Source organism: Chitinophaga sp. (assembly GCF_036569185.1).
Classification (GTDB): Bacteria; Bacteroidota; Bacteroidia; order Chitinophagales; family Chitinophagaceae; genus Chitinophaga.
Genome location: NZ_DATCRD010000007.1, coordinates 1 through 22,325 on the forward strand (window position 1 = coordinate 1; position 22,325 = coordinate 22,325).

General features: G+C 47.3%; 18 protein-coding genes. 7 read left to right on the plus strand and 11 right to left on the minus strand.

Translation table 11 applies throughout. From position 1 onward, the window contains the following. A partial coding sequence (locus VIM72_RS00345; protein WP_332000885.1) for a DUF5103 domain-containing protein occupies window positions 1–1,227 on the minus strand: 1,227 nt, incomplete at its 3' end. Window positions 1,228–1,395: 168 nt separating this feature from the next. Between VIM72_RS00345 and VIM72_RS00350 the strand changes: the two genes are divergently transcribed. Continuing rightward, entirely contained in the window at window positions 1,396–2,631 is a 1,236-nt protein-coding gene (locus VIM72_RS00350) for an ABC transporter permease (protein WP_332000886.1), read from the plus strand. On the opposite strand, the gene VIM72_RS00355 is transcribed toward VIM72_RS00350, so the two are convergent. From VIM72_RS00355 to VIM72_RS00365, 3 genes are read right to left on the minus strand one after another with little or no spacing between them, the layout of a single operon-like run. Beyond that, window positions 2,632–4,902, minus strand: coding sequence for a hypothetical protein (locus VIM72_RS00355; protein ID WP_332000887.1), 2,271 nt, complete (start codon window positions 4,900–4,902; stop codon window positions 2,632–2,634). Window positions 4,903–4,927: 25 nt separating this feature from the next. Next, complete coding sequence (locus VIM72_RS00360) at window positions 4,928–5,899, minus strand: hypothetical protein (protein WP_332000888.1); 972 nt, start codon at window positions 5,897–5,899, stop codon at window positions 4,928–4,930. A 60-nt stretch (window positions 5,900–5,959) separates the two neighbouring features. Continuing rightward, entirely contained in the window at window positions 5,960–6,700 is a 741-nt protein-coding gene (locus VIM72_RS00365; RefSeq protein ID WP_414648885.1) for a TrmH family RNA methyltransferase, read from the minus strand. A 102-nt stretch (window positions 6,701–6,802) separates the two neighbouring features. On the opposite strand from VIM72_RS00365, the gene VIM72_RS00370 reads away from it, so the two are divergent. Beyond that, window positions 6,803–9,232: a BamA/TamA family outer membrane protein gene (locus VIM72_RS00370; RefSeq protein WP_332000909.1), complete on the plus strand. Its 2,430-nt coding sequence runs from the start codon at window positions 6,803–6,805 to the stop codon at window positions 9,230–9,232. On the opposite strand, the gene truB is transcribed toward VIM72_RS00370, so the two are convergent. Next, the gene (truB, locus tag VIM72_RS00375; protein WP_332000890.1) at window positions 9,213–9,908 is read right to left on the minus strand and encodes a tRNA pseudouridine(55) synthase TruB; all 696 of its coding nucleotides are present in this window, start codon (window positions 9,906–9,908) and stop codon (window positions 9,213–9,215) included. The two genes, VIM72_RS00370 and truB, sit on opposite strands and share 20 nt — an antisense overlap. A 122-nt stretch (window positions 9,909–10,030) precedes the next feature. Between truB and VIM72_RS00380 the strand changes: the two genes are divergently transcribed. Continuing rightward, window positions 10,031–10,828 carry a class I SAM-dependent methyltransferase gene (locus tag VIM72_RS00380; RefSeq protein WP_142686026.1) on the plus strand — a complete coding sequence of 266 codons (798 nt, stop codon included), beginning with the start codon at window positions 10,031–10,033 and terminating at the stop codon, window positions 10,826–10,828. Window positions 10,829–11,047: 219 nt separating this feature from the next. Here the strand turns inward: VIM72_RS00380 and aroE are convergent, their stop codons facing one another. The 3 genes from aroE to VIM72_RS00395 all read right to left on the minus strand — a co-directional run bounded on the left by aroE (window position 11,048) and on the right by VIM72_RS00395 (window position 14,258). After that, a complete protein-coding gene (aroE, locus tag VIM72_RS00385; protein WP_332000891.1) occupies window positions 11,048–11,779 on the minus strand; it encodes a shikimate dehydrogenase in 732 nt (243 codons plus the stop codon). 112 nt (window positions 11,780–11,891) lie between these two features. Continuing rightward, window positions 11,892–12,656, minus strand: coding sequence for a phosphosulfolactate synthase (locus VIM72_RS00390; protein WP_142686024.1), 765 nt, complete (start codon window positions 12,654–12,656; stop codon window positions 11,892–11,894). A gap of 180 nt (window positions 12,657–12,836) precedes the next feature. Further along, window positions 12,837–14,258 carry a tetratricopeptide repeat protein gene (locus VIM72_RS00395; RefSeq protein WP_332000892.1) on the minus strand — a complete coding sequence of 474 codons (1,422 nt, stop codon included), beginning with the start codon at window positions 14,256–14,258 and terminating at the stop codon, window positions 12,837–12,839. Window positions 14,259–14,535: 277 nt separating this feature from the next. Here VIM72_RS00395 and VIM72_RS00400 point away from each other — a divergent pair, with 277 nt between their 5' ends. Together VIM72_RS00400 and VIM72_RS00405 are read left to right on the plus strand one after the other, a co-directional pair. Next, a complete protein-coding gene (locus VIM72_RS00400) occupies window positions 14,536–14,820 on the plus strand; it encodes a hypothetical protein (protein WP_332000893.1) in 285 nt (94 codons plus the stop codon). 238 nt (window positions 14,821–15,058) lie between these two features. Next, entirely contained in the window at window positions 15,059–15,838 is a 780-nt protein-coding gene (locus VIM72_RS00405) for a hypothetical protein (protein WP_332000894.1), read from the plus strand. A 248-nt stretch (window positions 15,839–16,086) separates the two neighbouring features. Here VIM72_RS00405 and VIM72_RS00410 read toward each other — a convergent pair whose 3' ends face one another. The 3 genes from VIM72_RS00410 to pafA are packed head-to-tail and all read right to left on the minus strand — an operon-like array spanning window position 16,087 to window position 19,251. Beyond that, on the minus strand, window positions 16,087–16,734 hold the full coding sequence (locus tag VIM72_RS00410) for a hypothetical protein (protein WP_332000895.1): 648 nt from the start codon (window positions 16,732–16,734) through the stop codon (window positions 16,087–16,089). Window positions 16,735–16,758: 24 nt separating this feature from the next. Next, window positions 16,759–17,538, minus strand: coding sequence for an enoyl-CoA hydratase/isomerase family protein (locus VIM72_RS00415; protein ID WP_332000896.1), 780 nt, complete (start codon window positions 17,536–17,538; stop codon window positions 16,759–16,761). Window positions 17,539–17,586: 48 nt separating this feature from the next. Continuing rightward, entirely contained in the window at window positions 17,587–19,251 is a 1,665-nt protein-coding gene (pafA, locus tag VIM72_RS00420; RefSeq protein ID WP_332000897.1) for an alkaline phosphatase PafA, read from the minus strand. A gap of 174 nt (window positions 19,252–19,425) precedes the next feature. On the opposite strand from pafA, the gene VIM72_RS00425 reads away from it, so the two are divergent. Continuing rightward, window positions 19,426–20,667: a pyridoxal phosphate-dependent aminotransferase family protein gene (locus VIM72_RS00425; protein ID WP_332000898.1), complete on the plus strand. Its 1,242-nt coding sequence runs from the start codon at window positions 19,426–19,428 to the stop codon at window positions 20,665–20,667. 562 nt (window positions 20,668–21,229) lie between these two features. Next, window positions 21,230–22,309 carry a PepSY-associated TM helix domain-containing protein gene (locus tag VIM72_RS00430; protein ID WP_332000899.1) on the plus strand — a complete coding sequence of 360 codons (1,080 nt, stop codon included), beginning with the start codon at window positions 21,230–21,232 and terminating at the stop codon, window positions 22,307–22,309. The last annotated feature ends 16 nt before the right edge of the window (window positions 22,310–22,325 follow it).

The following is a 22,325-nucleotide window of genomic DNA, read 5'->3' on the forward strand; positions in this document are numbered from 1 at the left end:
CGCCCGGTAATACAGCAAAATAGTATAGTTGTTCTCCGCTTCCCAATGATTCCCCTCCGTCATATCAGTATCAAACCTGGGATTGGGCGCAGTTTTATCCACCAGCCCGTAAATATAATTATAGTACCCCTGCTTCAGGAAAATATTACCTTCATAAGCACGGCTGGCGCCATTATAAGTGAGCTTATTGTTGTCATTAAGCTCATAATTGGTAAACTCCCCGAAAATATACATATCATACCCCGCATAAGGTTCCGGGGCGCCAAAAGAGAAATGCACAGTGGCATAATCCCCTTCAAAGTTAGGATCATAATCATCCAGCGTAGCCAGGTAATACTTCCCGTTGATGTCTTTAATAAACTGGTATTGCTTATCGGCTGTTTCGTAATCCGTTACGGCAAATACATCCGTGCTGTTACTATGATATTCTGAACGCTGCACCCGCTCCGTTTGCAGGCGGAAGCTACGCAGATCGATCCAGCGGTATTCTTTACCGGCGGGCATGATACAGTCCTGCTCTGCATTGTACTTTAAAATATTCCCGTTAATAAACTGCGGCTTCAGTTTGGTGAGCGCATTATCCCAACGGTAGTTTTGCAGCACCACCACTTTGATCTGGTCAAACGGATTCTGGATATTCAGGGCGCCGGTATTGATTTCAAAGTTGATCTTCTGGTGCGTACGGAACAATTTGGGTGCGATAGGCTGCTGGATAAATCCTGATATACTGGCCTTATTTTCCACCACATACATCCGGCGGGTAAAGGCCAGCTGCGAAGTATCACTGTCGAGGTATACCTTCAGCATATAATTACCTGATTTTACAGGATAACTGTTTGTGCCCGGCAATTGTACACTGTAATGTGTATAACGCTGTAATGATACACTGGATAACTTATAGTTCAGGATCCTGGTTTCAGAAAATCCACGCATATAATCAAACTGGTTCACCGGCGCCGGCGTCCAGTCGGCATTACAAAGCACAAAAGAATAATAATAGTTCTTCACATCATTGTCCATGTCGTCGAACGAAAGCTCCAGCTTCTCACCGGTACCAATAGTATACATGGGTAAGCTCAACGGATCACCAGCCTGGTTAAACTTCACAGATCTGATATTGTTGTGGTACACATGGTCAGGGGTAATGGCGTTCACTTGTGCAGATGCCTTGTTGTTAAACAGGCAGGCAACAAAAGCTATTGTAAAAAATAATGCTGCTGTACGCATATGAGGCAATTGATATAATTCAAGTTACGATTAAAAGCGGAAAGCCGGAAGCCAAAACCCGGTAGTAAATGATCCCGGCGAAGATAAAATATTTATCCGGCCCCGCACCCATTGGCGTACCTTTTTGCTTTATGCGCTGCACTTTCAGCTTTTCCCTATATTTGTTCTATGCGTTTATCATTTTTTATTGCCAGACGGATTGCTTTCAATAAGGGGTCTTCTTTCTCAAAGTTCATTATCAATATCGCAGTAGCCGCCACGGCGGTGAGCGTAGCGGTAATGATCCTGGCAACAGCGCTGGTAAATGGTTTTCAGCAGGTGATCCAGGAAAAGATCTTCAGCTTCTGGGGCCATATCCACATCAATGAATACCAGCCGAACGCAGGCCCGCTCACTGAAGAAATTCCCTTTCACAGCCGCCAAAGCCTGCTGGACAGCCTTAAAAAAGTACCTGGTATCAAATCCATTAGTAACTACGCTACCAAATCTGCCATTATAAAATCCGAAAAGGAAATAGACGGGATCATCTTCAAAGGAATTGATAAAGAATACGACTGGCCACAGCTCAAACGCTTCCTCCAGACCGGTAACCTGCTGCAGTTCAACGATAGTTCCTACGCCCCGGAAATTATGATCTCCGAATACATGGCCAGGGAACTGCAGCTGAAAGTAAATGATAAGGCCATCATCTATTTTATACAGGGAGGCGGACTGCCACCACGCGCACGCAAACTAACGGTAACGGGCATATTTAAAACCGGTATAGAGGAATATGATAAAACTTATGTAATTGGTGATCTTAACCTGGTACGCAAGCTCAACGACTGGGACCCCAACGAGGTAGGCGGCTATGAACTGTCTATCAATAACTACCGCACCATGGATTCCCTGGCGCGGTATATGGACAACAACGCATTGCCCGACCAACTCTTTACCCGCACCATCCGGGATATTTATCCCAACATTTTTGACTGGCTCCAACTGCAAAACCAGAATGAGCTGATCATCATTGTGATCATGACCATCGTTGCCATCATCAATATGATCACGGCTATCCTTATCCTCATCCTTGAACGCACCAATATGATAGGTATTGCCAAAGCACTGGGTATGCGTAACTGGGATATCCAGAAAATATTTGTATACCAGGCTGCTTATATTGTTATCCTGGGAATACTGATCGGCGACTTCTTCGGGCTGGGCATTGCTTTCCTCCAACAGGCCACCGGCATCTTCAAACTGCCGGAAGAATCCTATTACATGTCGGTAGCAGCCGTATCCCTGCACTGGATCGATATCCTGCTGATCAACATAGGCACCTTCCTCATCTGTATCCTTATACTACAGGTGCCGGCAAGGATTATCCGGCGCATCACACCGGTAAAAGCCATCCAGTTTAAATAATTATTTCTTCCAGGTACTTTTCACATAATCACGCAGGTAACTGCATTGGTTATATACCTGCCGGTAAAATTTCGTTTCTCCATAACTGCCTGCCAGCAACGGAAAATAACGGTTACTGATCCATGCGTGAATATACTTGTTGCGCTCCTCCCTGCTGGCAGTCCGCTTCTGGGAACAACGGGCCGCCATAAACGCGCACCGTGCCTTGAACTCCTTATCTGTACTGGCCTGCGCCGCCTTCACATAATAACTTTCAGCCGCGTAGCACCCAAAATACTGCTTTTCAAAAGCGTCTTTATCACAGTCCGGCGAATACCATAAAGTGCTCGGGCGGTAACCTTTCACGAAATACCATGTCCTGCCATAATAGGAAATACTGAATAAGGCGGTGGCATAATCGTAATATACTTTTGCCGGAACCGGCGTTGTTTTCATCTTCTCCTGCAGCTGTAACATGCGCTCACAAAACTGCAGCTGCGTAATGGGTTTAGTGTATGACGCTACAGCAGTATCTTCCCCGAAATCCTGCAGTTGCTCATGGAATACCTGGTAGGAAACTTCCAGTGCACCGTCCCCTGCTTTTTTAAACCAGTCGCGCGCATTACTGAAATCATGGAGCCGTACATAACTCACTCCTATAGCCTGATCCAGGTTAATATTGTCCGGAATGAACCTTGCCAGGTAAGATTCATACGGCGTTTTTACCGGTTGATGCAGGAACTCCTTCAGGCGTATCAACGTTGCCGGTTTCATATCGTTGTTGATCTGGTCCAGCGAAGTCTGACCGGAAACAAAAAAGTCATTCATATTCAGCAAATCACAACGGCCCCTGATCAGCGACTCCTTTACCAGTTCCCCCTGCCGGTGATAACGTGGCGCAAGTATGGCAAACAACAGGTTACGGTAAATTTTACCAAACGCAAAACGTTTATCATCACTGCCGTCCCAGGCCCTGTTCCAGTAATTCCCGATACCGGCGGTTTTTGTATCAAACCATTTCAGGGAAGGCAGCAGCTTCGCTTCAAATGTGCTGTCAATTGTTTTTTGCTGGTTGATGTTTACCAGCAGGTTCACAATTTCCCATTGGTCTTTTATTTCGGGATCTTTGGTGCGTACTGCCGCCAGCTGCTGCGCAGCTGCCGGGTAATCTTTACGGATATAGGAAAGATAGGCAGATGAAACCCGCCACAGGTCCGGATCTTTTAATTTACCCTTTTGAACCAGGCTATCTGTTACCGTTTGCAACTCACTTAACTTCGCCAGCATCCTGCTCCTTTCTTCCGAAGACCCTTCCCTGATGCCCACCATGTCTGTTTGGCCTTCTCCCAGCAACGGGCTGAAGTAAGCATCTTCCAGCTTATTAATTTCTCTTCCCAACAATATATTCAGTGCAGGAGACGCAGGATCAAACGTATACACCCTACGGATAGCCGTTACATCCGGCTCAGCATTGGTAAAGCCGTAAATAGCGGCAACCATCGCCTTCTCATGGTTATCCTTACACAACGGGTACACCTGTTCTCCGCTGGCATTCGTCCACATTAAACTGGTAAAACAGGAAAGCCGCAGCGACGGCGCCTTTTCAAACACCCGGGAAAACAGGTAAGCGCTCTGCACAGAATCCTGCAGGTGGTACAAACCGCCTGCTTTGAGCGCCAGCGCCTTATAATACACCAGCGAAGATCTTTCCTTTTCTCCAAACAGCTGGTCAAATGAAGCCACCGCTTCTTTATACTGGCGACTGTAATGCTGCAGCCTTATCAGCTGGAAACTATAACGGTCACGGATATCCTTATCCTTTACTTTATCATGCAGCTCCTGCCCTTCTTTATACAATGCCTCCATCAACACATTATTGCGCTGCGGCGCCGTCCATTGGTCTTCCATGGTTACAGCCGGTTCGCAGGATTTGGCAAATAACAGGTAACGCGCGGCTTCCCGGTTCTTTTCCTTACCCAGGAACTGTGCAAAAGTGTTTTTCTTCACACTGTCCGGTAATGCGGCACTGCCTTCTGCAATGGCAGATAACTGCTCCTTTGAATAGGTATAAATACATTCGCGTATATCCTTCCCCGTTACCCCGCTGCCGGCATAGTTTTGCCAGTCGGCCACATTAGCCGTTTCTTCAGAAGGTGTAGGATTCCCAAAAAAACTGGTGAGGGCTGTATAATAAAAAGGCTCATAACCGCTGCCTTTGGTATACGGACTGAAAAATGAAACGTAATAATCATACGGATCCGGTGTAGGCCCGCAGGATAAAGTATAAATCACGTTACCGAAGAATACGGCACAAAAACTAATTAAAAAAACGACAAACTTTTTGTAGTTCATTCAGGGGATAATTTTTCAGGGTTGTTGAATCAAGATGATAAAATATGATAACCGGGTCAGGCGTGCGCAATTGTTTTGCCACCATTTTTGCCGCCGCTTCTAATGCCGGCTGGTCAATGGTTTCACGCCGTATAATATTTCCTTGTTTTAAGGGATATCCATTCAGCAGGGTATCTTTCCGCACGGTATACAATTGTTTTTCATCCATTGCAAAGATAGTGGTATCCTGCAATTCCTGCGTACCGATATTTCTTAAAATACCGGTATAAGTATTGCCGTTCCGGAATAAAACGCTCCAGCTGAATAAGGGTAATGCAATGTCTAAAGGCAATGGATATTCTGCCACCCGGTTCTCACCCAGGTAGGATTCCATAGCATCTGTATCGAGGATGGAATTATGCGATCCCGGCTTACGCAGATCGCCCATGTTATAGCACATCAGCAAGCCCCTGTCTACCGGGGGCACACCGGTGCGTACTTTATACTTCACCTGGTACATGCGGATGGTAGCCGATACGCGCCGCTGCCGGAAAAAGGGCGTTTGCCGGATCTGTTTTATAAAGGAGAAATAAGCATCCCGGGAAGTTTGTGTCCAGTCGCAGTCCAGCTGAATCTCCTTTATACTGCCCGCCGGCAGGGAATCGCACAGTTGTTCCATCAGCCGGGCCACATTAGCCGCCAGCCGGGGATCAGGATGCGCCCATACTTCATTCATCAGGAATACCACCGGTACTATTTCCACCCCCGCAGGAAAAGCAGCCTTTTGATTAAACACTGCTACCGGCGTGGGCGCCTGCGTAACCCCGTTCACATCTACATCAAACAGTTTTACATACAGCCGCCTGGCAGGCAGTTCCTGCATGTATTTCAACTCGGCGCTGTTACCCGTCCAGGTTTGCTTCCAGTAGTAAAACGCCGGTGTTACCTTCCGTTTCACAGCGTGATTACAGGAAAACAATAATATCAAAATGAAAAGTATCCTGGGGCTCATGAGTAGTTAAATAAGCAGGCGGCCGCAGATAATCCCCGCAGCTACCGCGGCATTCAATGATTCGGCGCCACCGATCCGGGGAATGGTGATCCGGTGTGTAGCCATTGCGGTAACATCTTCCGTTAATCCTCTTCCTTCATTACCAATCAGGATGATGCCTTCTTTGATAGCGGGAAACTCCGCAATATTCTTTCCATGAAGCGTAGCGGCATAAGAAGGGAGTTTTGTTTGCTGCAACAATTCCCGGATACCGTATTCGGCTATACGAACCCGTATCATACTGCCCATAGTAGCCTGTATGGTTTTAGGGTTATATACATCCACACAATCAGGCGAACAAATGATCTGAGGGATCCCGAACCAGTCGGCAATACGGATCAGCGTACCCATATTACCCGGGTCCTGGATGGCCTCCAGCGCCAGTGCCACCGTTCCGGGGGCGGGCAGCGGATTTACAGGTGCAGGCATATCCAGTAAGGCCATGGCACGGTTGGGCGTTGTGAGCGACGACAATTGTTTCAGCACCGCAGCATCCACTTCAGTTACAGTACCTGCCGGCATACGGCCGGCCAGGGAGCCATGCTGCTCCAGCCAATCGGCCGTTGCAAATACTCCTTTCACCGGCATGCCCGCCTGTAGCAGCTCCTGTACAATCTTGTCACCCTCTGCCACATACTGGCTGGATTTTTGCCTGTTTTTTTTGTGCTGTAATGATTGAATATATTTAATTTGCGCCTTTGACAACATGGGATCAAACCTACACGATTTCTTTTAATCAGCCAAGAAGAGGCATGGTTACCCGTTTGTCAGCATTGACCTTAAAAAATTTTAACAACGTTTTCGCCCGTGATGCAGCTGCTTCCCAATTCAAAAAACTTACTGCTGAAACAATTGCTGCTATGGGCGGTAATACTCACGTTGGCGGCCTGCTCCAATACCAGGTATCTCCAGAAAAACCAGACCTTATACACCAGCGCCAAAGTAGATGTAGATGGGGAAATCCTCAATTCCGAAAAACAGGATCTGCGTAGCTCCCTTTCTTCCAAATCGCTGATGACGCAACAGCCCAATAAAAAGCTGCTCAACAGCCGCATCAAAGTATGGCTCTATAACCAGAAGTACAACGAAAAAAAATCCAACTGGTTCTGGAACATCGTACTCGCTAAAAGGAACCTGGAAGAACCCGTGGTCTATGATTCCACCAAAACCAAAGAATCAGTGGAACGTATGACCAGCTACCTCCACAACCAGGGCTTCTTTTATGCCAGCGTAAACTATGAGGAAAAAACATCCCGCCATAAAACCAGCGTTACCTACGGGGTTAATACCGGAAAGAACTTCGTAATAGACAAGATCAGCTACAACGTTCCCGATTCCGCCATCCTGCAGATTGTAAAAGCAAATGAAGGACTATCGCTGGTTAAGAAAGGCGTTGTATTTAAATCAGCCACACTGGGCAGCGAAAGGGAAAGGCTCACCCGCCTTATCAAAGATGCAGGGTACTATAAATTTAACCGCGATGCCATAGAATTCAGTGTAGATACGCTCAACAAAGCCCTGTTCCGCAACACCCTCAACCCCTTCGAAGGATTTGTAAACATCTTTAATGAAAATAAAGGAAGAGATAAACTGACCATGGATGTGGAGATCCGCATCAAAAACCCGGAAGACAGCGCCGATACCTGGCAAAAGTACCACATCGGCAGGATCTACGCCTACCCCGACTTTTCTCTCAACGGCAACCCAAACGACAGCACCCTGAAACAGGATGTACGGAAGTTTATTACCATCCGCGCCCACCAGGAAATGCTGAAACCAAAAATTCTTTCCAGGTCTATCCTGCTGCGGCCGGGAGAAACCTATTCTATCCAGCAATACACCAATACCGTCAATAAGCTGTATGATATCGGCGTATGGCAGTTTGTAACCCTGCAGTACAAAGAACCAAAAGACTCTTTAAATACCCTCGATGCATACCTGTTCCTGACGCCCCGGCGCAAACAGGAACTGGGGCTCAGCTTTGAGTTAAGTAACAGCTCTGATTATACGCTCGGATCAGGTGTTACGCTGAACTACCGGCATATCAACCTGAATAAAACCGCCACCCAGCTGGGAATGGCGTTGAGCACCGGTATTGAGCTGGTGCGCCAGGCATCCGGATGGGTGCTGCAATCCAAGCAGTTTGGCGGCGAGGTAAGTCTTACCTGGCCCCGCTTTGCACTGCCGTTCAATTTTAAACAAAGCAACCGCTCCAACGTAAAAACAAGACTGACACTGGGCGCCAACTACCTTTCCCGCATAGAAAAATTTGATGTTACCAGCCTGAATTTATCCTATGGGTACGACTGGAACGAAACACTCTACAAACGCTGGATCGTAAGGCCCTTTACCCTCAACTACGTGGGAGTAAGCCTGGACCCTGCTTTCCGCGACAGCGTAGTAAATACGAATCCATACCTGAAACGCAGCTTTGAACCTGCACTCATTGGCGGGGAAAGCGTTTCGTTTATTTTCAGCAACCAGGACCTGCTGCATCAGCGCCACTACAGCTACTTCAGGGTGAATGTGGAAGAATCAGGGGGCTGGCTCAGCGGCATCAACAGCCTGATGAACGGCATCAGTGGTAAAAAAACCAACCTGGAAACGCTGACCAATGTAAATATTTCGAATTTCGTAAAGATAGAAGCAGACTATCGTCACTTCTGGAAACTGGGACTGCACAGCGGGCTCGCTACCAGGGCTTATGCCGGCGTTGGTATCCCGTACAGCTATTCACAGGTGCTTCCATATGTACGGCAGTTCACCTCCGGCGGCCCCAACAGCATCCGTGCATGGCGCCTGCGCACCCTGGGGCCCGGCTCCTACAAAGATTCTTCCGCTACCGCACAGGCATTCCCCGATCAAACCGGCGATATGAAACTGGAAGGCAACATCGAATACCGCTTCGATCTGCTGAGAATGTTTGGTGGCACCGTAAACCTGAAAGGCGCTACCTTCCTGGATATGGGTAATATCTGGATGATCCGCAAAGATTCTACCCGCCCCGGTTCTGAATTCCGGTTCAACCAGCTGTACCACGACCTGGCCATGGGCACAGGTGCGGGCCTGCGACTGGATTTTTCTTTCTTCCTCATCCGCCTGGATTGGGGTATCCCGCTGAAAGTACCTTACTTCACCGGGAATAAAAACGGCTGGTATGTAAGCGAATGGGATCTGAAAGACAGCCGCTGGCGCCGTGAAAATATTATCTGGAATATCGCTATTGGTTATCCGTTTTAGGAACGGAATTAGCGGCAATGAAATCCTCCATATCAGTGGCATTCTCCAAACTGAAATTACCAATACGGGTTCTGCAAAGACTGCTCAGGTAAGCGCCGCAACCTAACTGCGCGCCATAGTCGTTTGCCAGGGAACGTATATACGTGCCCGTGCTGCACACTACCCTGAAATGTACTTCCGGCAATGCTATTTTAGTGATCTCAAATTCAGTGATAGTTAATTTCCTCGGCTCTACTTTTACATCCACTCCTTTCCTGGCCAGCAGGTAAATAGGTTTCCCGTTTTGTTTGATAGCAGAATGTATGGGAGGCAGCTGCATGATCTCCCCTATAAAAGGCCGGGTGGCAGCTACTATAGCGGCTTCATCAAGGTGACTGATATCTTTAAAATTTTCCGGCTCAGACTCCTTGTCGAACGTAGGCGTAGTGGCGCCCAATGTAAATGTGCCGGTGTATTCTTTCTCCTGTGCCTGGTATTCGTTGATCTTTTTGGTCATTTTTCCCGTGCAACAGATCAGCAGCCCGGTAGCTAAGGGATCCAGCGTGCCGGCATGGCCTATTTTAGCTTTGGTGATGTTTCTTATTTTACGTACTACATCAAAGGAAGTCCACGTTAAAGGCTTGTTGATCAATATCACGGCCCCTTCCTGGTAATTGGTCTTTTCGTTCGTTTGCATGCCGCAAAGATAGCTATTAGCAGGCAGCCCGCAGCATGTGGCCGGCAATTATAGGATTTATTTAAGACCACGAAAAGCAGAAAGCTAAGCGCTTTTTATTAAATTCACGCAATTTTAAATACATGGCTTTACAACATCATTTAGACGCAACACTACGGCACAAGCAACAGGTGGATAATTCACGCGACTACGTGCTGCCATTCATACAGCAGGAATTTCCTCAACTGGAAGGCCTGCGCGTAATGGAGGTAGGATGCGGGGAAGGCGGCGTGCTTACTCCCCTGCTGGAGAAAGGATGCAACTGCGTAGGCGTGGATCTTGCACCCGACCGTATTGAGCTGGCTAAAACTTTCCTGCAACAGTATCTCGACAACGGACAATTAAAACTGATCGCCAAAAATATTTATGACCTGGATTTCCTGGGAGAATTCCGGAACTCTTTTGATGTTATTATTTTGAAAGATGCCATTGAGCACATTCCTGACCAGGAAAAGATCATTGGTCATCTCAAACAGTTGCTAAGTCCACGCGGGCAGGTATACTTCGGCTTTCCACCATGGTATATGCCCCATGGAGGCCATCAGCAGATCTGTAAAAACAAATTCCTCAGCATGGTGCCTTATATTCATTTGCTTCCACGCCCGCTCTACAAAGGCGTACTGCGGATGTTCGGAGAAGGCGATGACGTAGTGGTGGACCTGATGGATGTAAAATCCACCGGCATTTCCATCGAGCGCTTTGAGCGCATTGTAAAGCGCCAGCAGTATAAGATCACCCAACGCAGGTTTTACCTGATCAATCCTATCTATAAATACAAATTCGGCGTTAACGCGCGCGTGCAATGGAAACCTGTGGCGGCCATTCCTTTCTTCAGGAACTTCGTCACCACCTGCGTATACTACATGATCAAGCCGGTGTAGGATCGCCTTCGGCGATGAAATTGTCTTGGAGCAGGATTACGCTGATTTTACTGATTAGCCTGATTTTTACTCTTGGGATTTTTTAAAAGATTTGGGGAGATAAAAGCGTAAATATTCGCTTTTATCTCCCCAAATCTTTTAAAATCAAAAATTCCAATCCAATAAATCAGTAAAATCAGCGTAATCCTGCTCCAAGACAATTTCATCGCCGAAGGCGATCTACGCATTCCATATTTCCCAGGAGGCTTCCGCCTGTAGTATCAGCATTTCGTGCCCGTTTTTGATGGTAGCGCCCTGTGCAGCGCCGCGTTGCAGGAAGGCGGTTTCCGCCGGGTTGTACACTAAATCGTAAAGCAAATGCCTGGAACTAAGGTACTGGTAAGGGATGTCGGGGAACGTATCTGTTTTTGGATACATACCAAGCGGCGTGGTGTTCACAATCACCGTATGATCTTCCATTACCTGTTGTGTCAGCGATTCATACGACACAGCCCCATTCACCGGTTGCCGGCTTACTACGGTGTAAGTAATGTTCAGCTGCTCCAGCGCATACATAATGGCTTTGGCAGCGCCGCCGGTGCCCAGCACCAGCGCGTGTTGATGATGGGGTTGCAGCAATGGCTGCAACGATTTGGTAAACCCTATCACATCGGTATTGTAGCCTGTTTTCTTCCCGTTTTTGAAATCAATGCAGTTCACCGCACCTATTTGCGCAGCCGCATCGCTGAGCTCATCCAGGAAAGGGATCACCACTTCCTTATAAGGAATGGTAACATTCAATCCATGCAGCTGCGGATGCTGTTCCAGCAAAGATGTGAACTCAGAGATACCTGGTATCGGGAAATTATCATACACACAACCTGGAATATTTTCCTTCTCAAATTTCTCTTTGAAAAAACCTTTGGAGAAAGAATGACTGAGCGGGTAGCCTATAAGTCCGTATATTTTCATGCACCGGGGAATTGATCATTACCAATGAAAATAACGGATTAAGGAGCTGTGTTGATGCTATCATATCCACAATCCTTAATCCGTAATTAATATCCTGCAATTATTTCTGAAACTATTCCCTGTCGAGGAACAGGTTAAAGGTATCTCCTCTTAAACCAATACGCATAGCTTCCAGGGAAATCACTTCATTAGGCGCCAGGTTGCCGAGGTTGGCATTGCAGCCTACCAGCTCCAGGAAGTAAAGCTGCTGGGCTTTCTGGGGCGCTTCCCAGATAATTTTTTCAGCGGGTATCTGGGTAAGGATCTCCTGTACCAGACCTTCACGCACTTCACCACTGCCACGGTAAATGCCCACGTTACCGCTTTCACGCGCTTCCGCGATCACATAGGTAGCGCCGGCGGAGAGCTCAGCGCTCATCAGTTCTATCCACTTATAGGGAGGTATAATGTGCTCTGCATCTTTAGAGCCTACTTCACTCAACACCAGTCCGATCTTAGCCAGTTTCTCAATATAGCCGCATTTTTCAGCATGCGGGATGGTGATAGAGCCGTCGGAAACTTCCATGTAACTGATCCCGAATTCCTTTACCACTTTTATGTATTCTTCAAACTGGTTACGGATTACAAAGGCTTCGAACAGGGTTCCGCCAAAGTATACGGGAATGTTTGCCGATTGGTACAGTTCAATTTTTGCGCGCAGGTTGGGCGTAACGAATGCAGTGCCAAAGCCCAGTTTCAGGATATCAACGTGCGGACCTGCTACCGATAAAAAATTTCGTGCTTCTTCCAAACTCAGCCCCTTGTCCATTACCATAGTGAGTCCATGTGTACGGGGCTTCTTTGTCCTTTCCGGGATTTGTGTCAGATTAAAATTCATTTGAAATATTTTTATCTTCTTATTGGTCAGTAAAACACATACTAATTTTCGCCAGGCACTTCGGGATAGCGTAGATGCAATTTTAGTAACCGGAAATACTATTGACTTTTGTCCATGACAATTAAAAGCCGGCGCAAAAATAAGAAGTATACTTTATTTTATTAAAGTAAATAACATTGGTTAACGTTTGCGGCGATATTGGGCAATCAGATCTACCACGCTCACATGCTGTAATACAGCAGGGTCAAGCTCTACCAGCTTTTTAACAATTTTGGGGGCCTGTTGCAGGGCTGTTTCCAGGTGCAGCAACCCTTCTTTTGTTTTACCCATAGCTATCAGGATGGCCGCCCGGTAGTAAATAAAAATGGGCTTACGTCCGGCCTTTTCCTCTGCTATGGCCAGTTGTGCAAGGGCTTCCTCCAGGAAACCGGATACATACAGCCCTTTTAACAGCTCCTGCCAGGTAACTGCGCTTTTAGGCCTGGTACGTACGGCATTCATGAAATGTACCAGTGCATCCTTGTTCTTTCCAAGCTCCAGGTAGCATTCACCCAGGCTCATGTTATACTCTGCGTTGGTTTTATTTATTTTAAGTGCGCTCAGCAAGGATTTGGCGGCATTCTCCCAGTTGGCTTCCATCATATAGGCCACAGCGATCTTGTAATACAGCTTATCGTCGCTGGGGCTCAGGTGGGAAGCCTTACGGTAGTAATAACGGGCCTGCGTAAATTTCCGCTGCCGCTCGTAACAATGCCCGATGGCTTCATAGATCACATCCTCCGGCTTGGCTATTTCCAGGTGTTTCTGGAGCACTTCTATCGCTTCTGCATACTTACGGAGCCGGATATACGCATCGCCCATATTACGGTAGGCATAATCAAATTTCTCGTCTATCGCCACCGCATACTGGTAGGCGTCTATCGCCTTTTCGTACAGCTTAAGGCCCTGGAACGCGGTTCCAAGGTTAAACCAGGCCAGCTGGTTATACGGATGCTCGTCGATAATGGCGGTGTGCAAACGGATGCTCTCTTCATTACGACCGGTAAACTCTGTCCAGAAACAGATCTTATGCAACGCCTCCTCACTGGTGGGATCATATTCCAGCGCCATTTTCAGGCAGTCGAATACTTTTTCAAATTCTTCCCAGTCGTCATACACATCGGCCAGCTCCAGCAATAACTCCGTCCTGTCTTCTCCCGAAAACTGTTCAATCTGTTCTTCCAGCACGGCAGCCGCTTTCTGATGCTGGTTCAGCGCCAGGTAAACGTCTGTTTGCAGTATGTAAAGATTAATATCGGTGCGGTCCAGTACTTCTGCTTTCTCCAGCAAATCCAATGCTTCCTTGTATTTTTTGGTTTCTATCAGTAAGTTGGCCTTTTTGAGAAGTAAGGTGGAGGAGTAGGGAAATTGTTCGATGGCTATTTCCGCGGCCTGCAATGCGGTCGGCATTTCGTCATGCTCGTCATAATAGTCTATGATCTGCTCAAATGAATCTTCGTCCAAAAAAGAATGAGACTTACCCGCCCTGAGGTTTTCAAACTGCTGCAACAAGTCTCTCAGATCATCAAAATCCTCGTTTAAAAATGAAAAGTCTTTACTCATTAATGTAAATATAGTACTTTTATCTATGCCTAAACATTGGGATAAATCAATGTTTTAAAATATTTTTAACAATTCTTTGTGATTTCTTCGTATCTTGCGTTAAGAAGATGTTATCGATATATCGAAAATTTTGTACATTTGTGTTACAATGAAAGCGAAAACTCACATATCACGCACTTTCTCATTGTCTTGCTTATTAGCGGGCGCAATGGCGTTTTTTGCTCTCAATGCGCTGGCGAATAATAGCTTTTTGCCAACCGATAATAATAAAGACAAAGTGAAAAAAACAGCTGACAGCCCGCATTTCGTGCTGAATACAGCTATGCCCAAAACCAACCTGAGCCTTGATGCAGGTTACCGCTTCTCCGGTACCTTCAACTCAGCCTTTAAGTTTACTACTACCAATAACTACAATACGGTCGTTAACCTGAAAGCGGTAATGACCTATACAAAAGGTAATGTTACATACGTAGTTCCTTCCAATGTCCAGGTACAGGCACAACCTCCTGGCAATATGAACTTTCAGAAACTGCAGATCATTCTGCCGCTTAAGAAAGGGTAATAAACTTAACGTTTCTTCAATTACAATATGGGCCGGTTAAAAAGTTCAACAGCTTTTTAACCGGCTCTTTTTTTAGACAACTTCCAACGCCCCATGCTCTCTCCTTGGATAAATTCTAAGTGCGGTGGCTCTCGCTTTTCACAGCCTCCAATACCCCATGCTCTTCCTTTCGTGAACCACTAACGGCGCCATCCTGCCATGATAAAAGCTTTACTTACTTTTAATAAAAACTTAACTCATGGCAAAACAAACAGGTTTGATCCAGTTCACCGGTAAGCTGGGCAACGTAATCGGCTACCGGAGAAATGGCGCCTGGTGTATGCGCAGCTTACCGGAAAAGGTTCGTCAGACAACGGCCACACGGCAGGCTTCCCGCAACTTTGGTATTGCCAGCAGGAAAGGAAAACTCATCAGGCAGGCCATTGTTCCCCGCCTGGATATATTTCCCGGCGGCTCAATGGGCAATTGCCTGAATAAAGCGCTTATCCACGCCGGAAAAAACCTGCAGTCCCTCGAAGGCTTCCGGTTCAATCGCTACACAGGCGTGGAAAAATTCTTTTCCATCCGCCCCGTCATTTTACCAGGCGGGATTATTCAGATACCAGCACAATCATTACCGGAACGGGAAGCCGGTACGCTGCTGGAAATAAAAGCCATCGCTGTACGCATCAATTTTGCAACAGGGAAAATAACCGGTAGCCGCACAGCCACCATCACCGCAAACCCGCAAACGCCCTTCAACGGCGCCACACTGGAATTAATGATCCCTGGCAAAGACACCTTAATGCTGGTATTACAGGCAAGGCTGATTAAGGCCGGAGCTCCGTCCCATAACCGCAATTTTGTTGCAGCGGATATCCTCAGCATATGTACCCCCATCCCCGCCCGGCAAAAGCCGGTTAAAACAGGCAAAAAGCCGGCGCTGCGGAAAATACCGGCCTGTTGGTCACAAAAGCATACCAGCCATCACTGCCGCACGTCAAAACATGCGCCGGTAGCGTTGCTACAGCAGGAATGAGCGGGTTCCTTTCTCCTGAAATTATTGGTTATTGGGTGCACGAAGTGTTTCTTCGTGTATTTGCTATGCAAACAAGTGCCGGGATACGTATTTTAAAGAATAAAACCAGCCACTTAACACTCTGAAAAGAGATTTCCTATCCCATCTTTACAGGAAATAACCCTTTATTTTACAACCAATATCCCCTTACGCTATCCTCATGGCATTTACAGGTCAAGTCCACCTTTCCGCCACATAAAGCGGCTATTCTACATATTCTGTAGTTCCTTCTGACTTACTTCTTTATAACCTGTCTTTGGTACGTCGAAATAAGAAGCAGGGATCGGGTATAATTCAACCTTAACCGCCACTACTCTCGTTTTGGATCCTGTTTTGGTAAGGATCTCAAACTCCAGGGGAATTCCTTTCAGGTTTACAAAACGGCGGTTGTATTGCTTGTTTTCCGGTACCAGGTCAATGGCATAGTACACCTCGAAAGTTTTTCCGTCGGGCATGGTACCAATGGCTTTTCTGCAATCATAACCCGCTACTTTCTTGATCTCTTCCTGGTCCTGGAACTTAATCCCCTCGTATTGTTTCAGGTCTTTTTCGTACTGCTCTTTTCCTGCGCGGATCAGGTATTTATTGCCATGCTGGTCTATCAGCGTGGTCATGGTTTCAGCTTTACTGTTGATCAGGTAGGTATAATGTACAATATTGAAATTCATATCTATCCTGCTCAGAGGCCCCCGCATATACTGGGTAAAAGTGCTGCCCTCCAGCATGGCGTCCATCTGCAGCTGCTCAGGCGGCAGCTCCATTTTGTAAACGATCTTGGCATCTGAAACAACACGCTGCGCCAGCAATGTGCCGGTGCAGCACAGGAAGGTAAAAGTTAATAACAACCGATTTGACATAGTGTGGTGAATTAAGATAATCCGTTACCAGTTTAGCTTTTCTTTGTTTAAAAAAGCGGCTATCCCGCGTTTACAGTCGTCATGGCCCCGGGTGGCTGCATTCAGTATGGCTGCGTGCGCCAACCCTTCCGCTACCGGTAAGTCCAACACTGTGCCAATCAGTTTTTTGGTCACTTTCAGGGAGTTTGCAGAGGCTTCATTACATAGGCTGGCAGCCACTTTCGCTACCTTCCGGGTTATTTCCGGCGCAGGTACCACCGCCGTGATCAGGCCGTCGGCCGCGGCTTTTTCAGCCGTTACCAGTTTACCGGTTAACAATAACTCGCGCGAACGGCCTTCTCCTATTTTACGAACCAGGAAAACCGCCACCAGGGCGGGAATAAACCCAATCTTCACCTCTGTGTACCCAAGCATTGCTTCGGGTACAGCATAACTGAGGTCGCACAGGGTCACCAAACCGCAGCCGCCGGCCACCGCATGTCCTTCTACCTGGCCAATCACTATCTTATCAAGATCATAGATCTCCCGGAACAATTGCATCAGCTCCCGGGAATCTGCGAGGTTTTCATCATAGGTATTTTGCTGCAGCTGTTGCAGGTATTCCAGGTCGGCGCCCGCACAAAAAGCCTCGCCATTCCCCTTCAACACTACTACTTTTACAGCTTCATCAGCCGCCGCTGCACGGAATGCGGCACGAAGCTCGGCTACCATGGGCCCGTTAAGCGCGTTACGCTTCTCCGGCCGGTTCAGGGCGATGGTAGCTACCCGCTCAGATACAGTATACTGGATAAAAGAAAATGCCATAAACAAAGAATTTCAGGCCTTGTTTATGGCAATCTAAGCAAAAAAAATTTAATGGGTAATCTCCTGTATTACCTGACCTACACTGCCGCTTGGCATCTGGATATGCAGCAAGGCGGCCAGGGTGGGCGTAATGTCTGTCATACCAACGGTACGGTTGGTTTTACCAGGGCGAACACCCCATCCCATCCACACCAGCGGGATATGCGCATCGTAAGGGTACCATAAACCATGAGTAGTGCCCACATTACCGCCATCAATGTATCCTGGTGTTAACACTACCTGGATATCACCGCTCCTTTTGGTATTAAAACCGTTGGATAACATTGTTCGCATAGGTTCCGGTAAAACAGTGTACATGAGGTTTTCCGTAGAAAATGCTTTGGAAATGGCAGGCGATTTCAGCAATTCCCGGATAATGAACTCCCGGATATCCGCCTCATTTTTACCGGCCTGCCCGATGGCGTCGTGGTTCAGCCAGAACTGGTAATTATCAGTAGCTTTTACAGCTTCTTTCACGCCAAACCTGGCTGCTACCTGCTCATTCAGGGAAGCCACTGCTGCTTTGTCGTCCCAGGCGCCGCCAGGCAGTTTGTTTTCCGCCATAAACCCGGGCACATGCGCTACGCCATGATCAGCGGTGATAAAGAACAGGTATTGTCCTTTGCCCACTTTCGCATCAAGATAGGTGAAAAACGCCGCCAGATCCTGGTCAAGGCGCAGATAAGTATCTTCCGCTTCTACGGAATTAGGCCCAAACTGGTGCCCTACATAATCAGGAGAAGAAAGGCTTACAGCCAGCAGATCGGTTACCGGCCCTTTTCCCAGGCCATAGGCTTCCATTGCTTTTTTGGCAAATTCCAGCGTCATGGTGTTGCCATAGGGAGAAGCGGAAATAGCCATGTTGGCTATTTCCGACAACTGGTGCGGAAACGAGGTATTGGCTGCATTTTTATACTTTCCCTCATAGGACTTTTCATCAGCCGTACTGAGGGTATAGGTAGAGACCGGGTAAAGAGTGGTCCACGGTTTGCTCAGGTACTGCTGCGGGAATTTCTGCTTATTGAATTCCTGTGCCCATGCAGGCAGTTCATTCATGTAATAGGTGCTGGTCACCCAGTTACCGGTGCCGGCATCATACCAGAACGCAGCATTGGCACTATGCCCGGCAGGGAGGATAGCGCCGCGATCCTTGATAGCTACGCCCACTACCTTGCTCCGGAAATTATTGGATAACTTCAATTCATCGCCGATAGTGGTTACGAGCATATTCCGCGGGCTCATTTTACCGGCGGCAGACGGGCTGCCCACCGTGTTTACCGTAGTATCTTCCGCACAGTACACGGTACGGCCCAGCCCCGGACTGTACCAGGTATTGCCGATAATACCATGTATGGCAGGCACCGAGCCGGTATACACACAGGTATGCCCGCAGGCGGTAATGGTGGGCGTGTAATTGATCAGGGTATTTTCACAGGAAAAACCTTCCTGCAGCAAACGTTTAAAGCCACCGGCCCCATACCTGCCGGCATAGCGGTACAGGTAATCCCATCGCATCTGGTCTACCACCATACCTACTATGAGTTTTGGACGGGCGGTAGCGGATTTTCCGGCAGCAGGAACAGGGTTGGACGGCTTTGAAGAAGAAGTGCTCTGCGCAGTGCCGTTGATAGCTGACAACAGGAATGCGGCTGCCAGGAAATGTGTAAATTTCATCGGATTGTAATAATTTAAAAGTCTTTGTAATACAATAAGATAGACCAACTTATTGTATTAGTAAATGCGAAAAAAGGCTTGTGCCAAATGTGGACCAAGTTTACAAAAAGTAATATTTTAATACCTTTGTGTCCATTTTAAATGGAATGAATTAATCATTACATAATATACCGTATGGATATTTTCGAGAAACTGCTGAAACATCTGGGCCCTATCGGGGAGCATTCAGACAGAGCCCACGGCTATTTTGCCTTTCCTAAACTGGAAGGGGAAATAGGCCCCCGCATGAAATTCCGGGGAAATGAAAAGATTGTCTGGAGCCTGAACAACTACCTGGGGTTAGCCAACCACCCGGAAGTGCGTGCTACTGACGCCAAAGCTGCTGCAGACTTTGGCATGGCCTCTCCGATGGGAGCGCGTATGATGAGCGGAAATACCAACTACCATGAGCAGCTGGAGAATGAGCTGTCCGACTACATGGGCAAAGAAGCAACTACCTTGCTGAACTATGGCTACCAAGGCATCATGAGTGCTATTGATGCTATAGTAGGCCGCAGGGATGTGATTGTATACGATGCAGAGTGCCACGCCAGTATCCTGGATGGGTTGCGCCTGCATCCCGGCAAACGTTATGTATTCAAGCATAACGACATGGAAGATTTCGACAAGCAGATGAAACGTGCTACTGAACTGGCTAAAACACAGGGCGGTGGTATACTGGTGGTTACGGAAGGTGTATTTGGCATGGCCGGCGACCAGGGTAAACTGAAGGAAATCGCTGCATTCAAAGATAAATATGAGTTCCGCCTGCTGGTAGATGATGCCCATGGATTTGGAACAATGGGTAAAACCGGCGCCGGTACCGGTGAAGAACAGGGCGTTCAGGATAAAATTGACCTGCTGTTCAATACCTTCGCAAAATCCGGTGCTTCCATCGGCGCTTTCATCAGCGGCGAAAAGCAGATCATCAATTACCTGCGCTATAACATGCGCTCACAGATCTTCGCAAAATCCATCCCCTTACCTATCGTTATCGGCCACCTGAAAAGGGTACAGCTGATGCGTCAGCATCCTGAGATGAAAGCCAAGCTGTGGGACAATGTGAATAAACTGCAGAATGGCCTGAAAGAACGTGGATTTAATATCGGCAGAACCAATTCCCCGGTAACTCCTATCTATCTCCAGGGCGATATCCCCGAGGCTACTGCCATGTGCCTTGATCTGCGTGAGAATTACAATATCTTTTGTTCTATCGTGGTATACCCTGTTATTCCAAAAGGACAGATCATTTACCGCCTGATCCCAACCGCTGCCCACAGCGATGAGGATATTGAGCTCACCCTGAAAGCGTTTAGCGAAACCAAAGCAAAACTTGATGAAAAAGTGTACCAGGTAGCTGAAATTCCAATGGTATAACTGGCACATTTTCTTATAAAAATTTAAAGCCTTCCTGCTTTCCAGGAAGGCTTTTCTATTAAAAATGGGAAAAGGCCAGAGGGGTCATAGCTAGAGAAGGTACGGCAAATCGGGTAAAACAAAAAGGGCTGATGTTACTCAGCCCTTTACTTCAAATCGTTCTTTCACTAGGTGTAATTTTTCATTAGATTTCATCAGGACATGGTAGAGAACAATTGGTTTTCATAGAAGTTGGAATAACCAAGTGATTCCAAGTATTTTATAAAATATGTTTGGTTTTAATTCGGTTCCTGTTCATCGATGCTTTTCAAAATTAGTCCAGATTTCAGCAAAATTTATAACACGTCCGTTGGATTTTGTTAATGGCTTGTTAAAGCTCTTGTACTGCAGCGATAAATCACCAGGATAGCTACCTGTTCAATAATTTTCCGGCCTGAATAAGGATTCTCCCGCTAACCTGCTATACTTTTGCACCGGAAGTAATACATATCCAGCCTTTTCACTGTTATAGCACTTTTGTTAACGCCGGGTATATTTTTTAGTCAAAACCGATAATATACAGGTGCCCAGGATCCAATGGAGCAGGCAATTTTTCCGCCTGCACAGAATCACCGGCCTCGCAGCCGGTATCATGTTGCTGCTCATCAGCATTACGGGCAGTATGCTGGTATTTACCGATGAAATAGATCATGCAATGTACGCCCATGCCTGGCATGTATCGCCCCACGCCACTTCCAGGACCTTGCAGGAGCAGCTGAAAGATGCCCGCAAAGCGTTGCCCGGCAACCCTTACCTGTTTTTTGTAAGACTTCCCCAGGCGCCTGATGAAAGCTCCATACTAAGAGCGGAATATTCAGCCACTGATAAAGTATACATCTTCCTGGATCCTTATACCGGCAGCATCTTACAGCAATATTCAAATACAGCCCATTTTACAGGCTTTATAATGTACCTGCACTTTTCCCTGTTAAGTGGCTCCACGGGGGCTACAATCGTCTTAATTACGGGAATAGGACTGTTTTTATCCGTTCTCACCGGCTTGTTTGTTTACCGTCATGCCATCGGTAAAGTGCTCCGTTTCCGGCAAGCCCTGGAATGGAATAACCGGACCCGGCGCTGGCGCAACCTCCATCGTATTCTCGGTGTATGGGCACTGCTTTTTAACCTGCTCATTTCTATCACTGGTTTCCTCATGGAAATCAAAGTGCTGGATGCCTGGAAAAATACCCAAACAGGTTATACCGGTATTCCTTTTCGCGGTGAATTTGAGCCCCTGCTCGCCAAAGCCGCTGCCGCTATCCCGGGGTTCCGGGCCACGGGCCTACGCCCTCCCCGGAAAGTGGGCGACCCCGTAAAAATACCCGGTCATGCGCATGAAGCGGCTTTTTTCGGGGAATACGCATCCTCCGTATCCATTGATGAAAAAGGCGCTGTTAAAAGAAAGGTGGATTTCAGCAAAGCCTCTTTCAGCGATAAATTGAACTCGGCTGTAGCCCCGCTGCACTTTGGCAATTACGGAGGTATTATACTAAAGATCATTTATTCCTTCCTGGCCCTCACGCCGGGGATATTATCTATATCTGGTTTCCTGGTCTGGTACCGGAGAAAATTTATTATCGGGAAGAAAGGGCGGCTAACATAAAAAAATGGTTCGCATA

Bases quoted from the DNA above. Each gene is read 5' to 3' on its own strand.
- VIM72_RS00350 (WP_332000886.1), top strand. From the start codon at position 1,396: ATGCGTTTATCATTTTTTATTGCCAGACGGATTGCTTTCAATAAGGGG.
- VIM72_RS00365 (WP_414648885.1), bottom strand. From the start codon at position 6,700: ATGTTGTCAAAGGCGCAAATTAAATATATTCAATCATTACAGCACAAA.
- VIM72_RS00370 (WP_332000909.1), top strand. From the start codon at position 6,803: ATGCAGCTGCTTCCCAATTCAAAAAACTTACTGCTGAAACAATTGCTG.
- truB (WP_332000890.1), bottom strand. From the start codon at position 9,908: ATGCAAACGAACGAAAAGACCAATTACCAGGAAGGGGCCGTGATATTG.
- VIM72_RS00380 (WP_142686026.1), top strand. From the start codon at position 10,031: ATGGCTTTACAACATCATTTAGACGCAACACTACGGCACAAGCAACAG.
- aroE (WP_332000891.1), bottom strand. From the start codon at position 11,779: ATGAAAATATACGGACTTATAGGCTACCCGCTCAGTCATTCTTTCTCC.
- VIM72_RS00390 (WP_142686024.1), bottom strand. From the start codon at position 12,656: ATGAATTTTAATCTGACACAAATCCCGGAAAGGACAAAGAAGCCCCGT.
- VIM72_RS00395 (WP_332000892.1), bottom strand. From the start codon at position 14,258: ATGAGTAAAGACTTTTCATTTTTAAACGAGGATTTTGATGATCTGAGA.
- VIM72_RS00405 (WP_332000894.1), top strand. From the start codon at position 15,059: ATGGCAAAACAAACAGGTTTGATCCAGTTCACCGGTAAGCTGGGCAAC.
- VIM72_RS00410 (WP_332000895.1), bottom strand. From the start codon at position 16,734: ATGTCAAATCGGTTGTTATTAACTTTTACCTTCCTGTGCTGCACCGGC.
- VIM72_RS00415 (WP_332000896.1), bottom strand. From the start codon at position 17,538: ATGGCATTTTCTTTTATCCAGTATACTGTATCTGAGCGGGTAGCTACC.
- pafA (WP_332000897.1), bottom strand. From the start codon at position 19,251: ATGAAATTTACACATTTCCTGGCAGCCGCATTCCTGTTGTCAGCTATC.
- VIM72_RS00425 (WP_332000898.1), top strand. From the start codon at position 19,426: ATGGATATTTTCGAGAAACTGCTGAAACATCTGGGCCCTATCGGGGAG.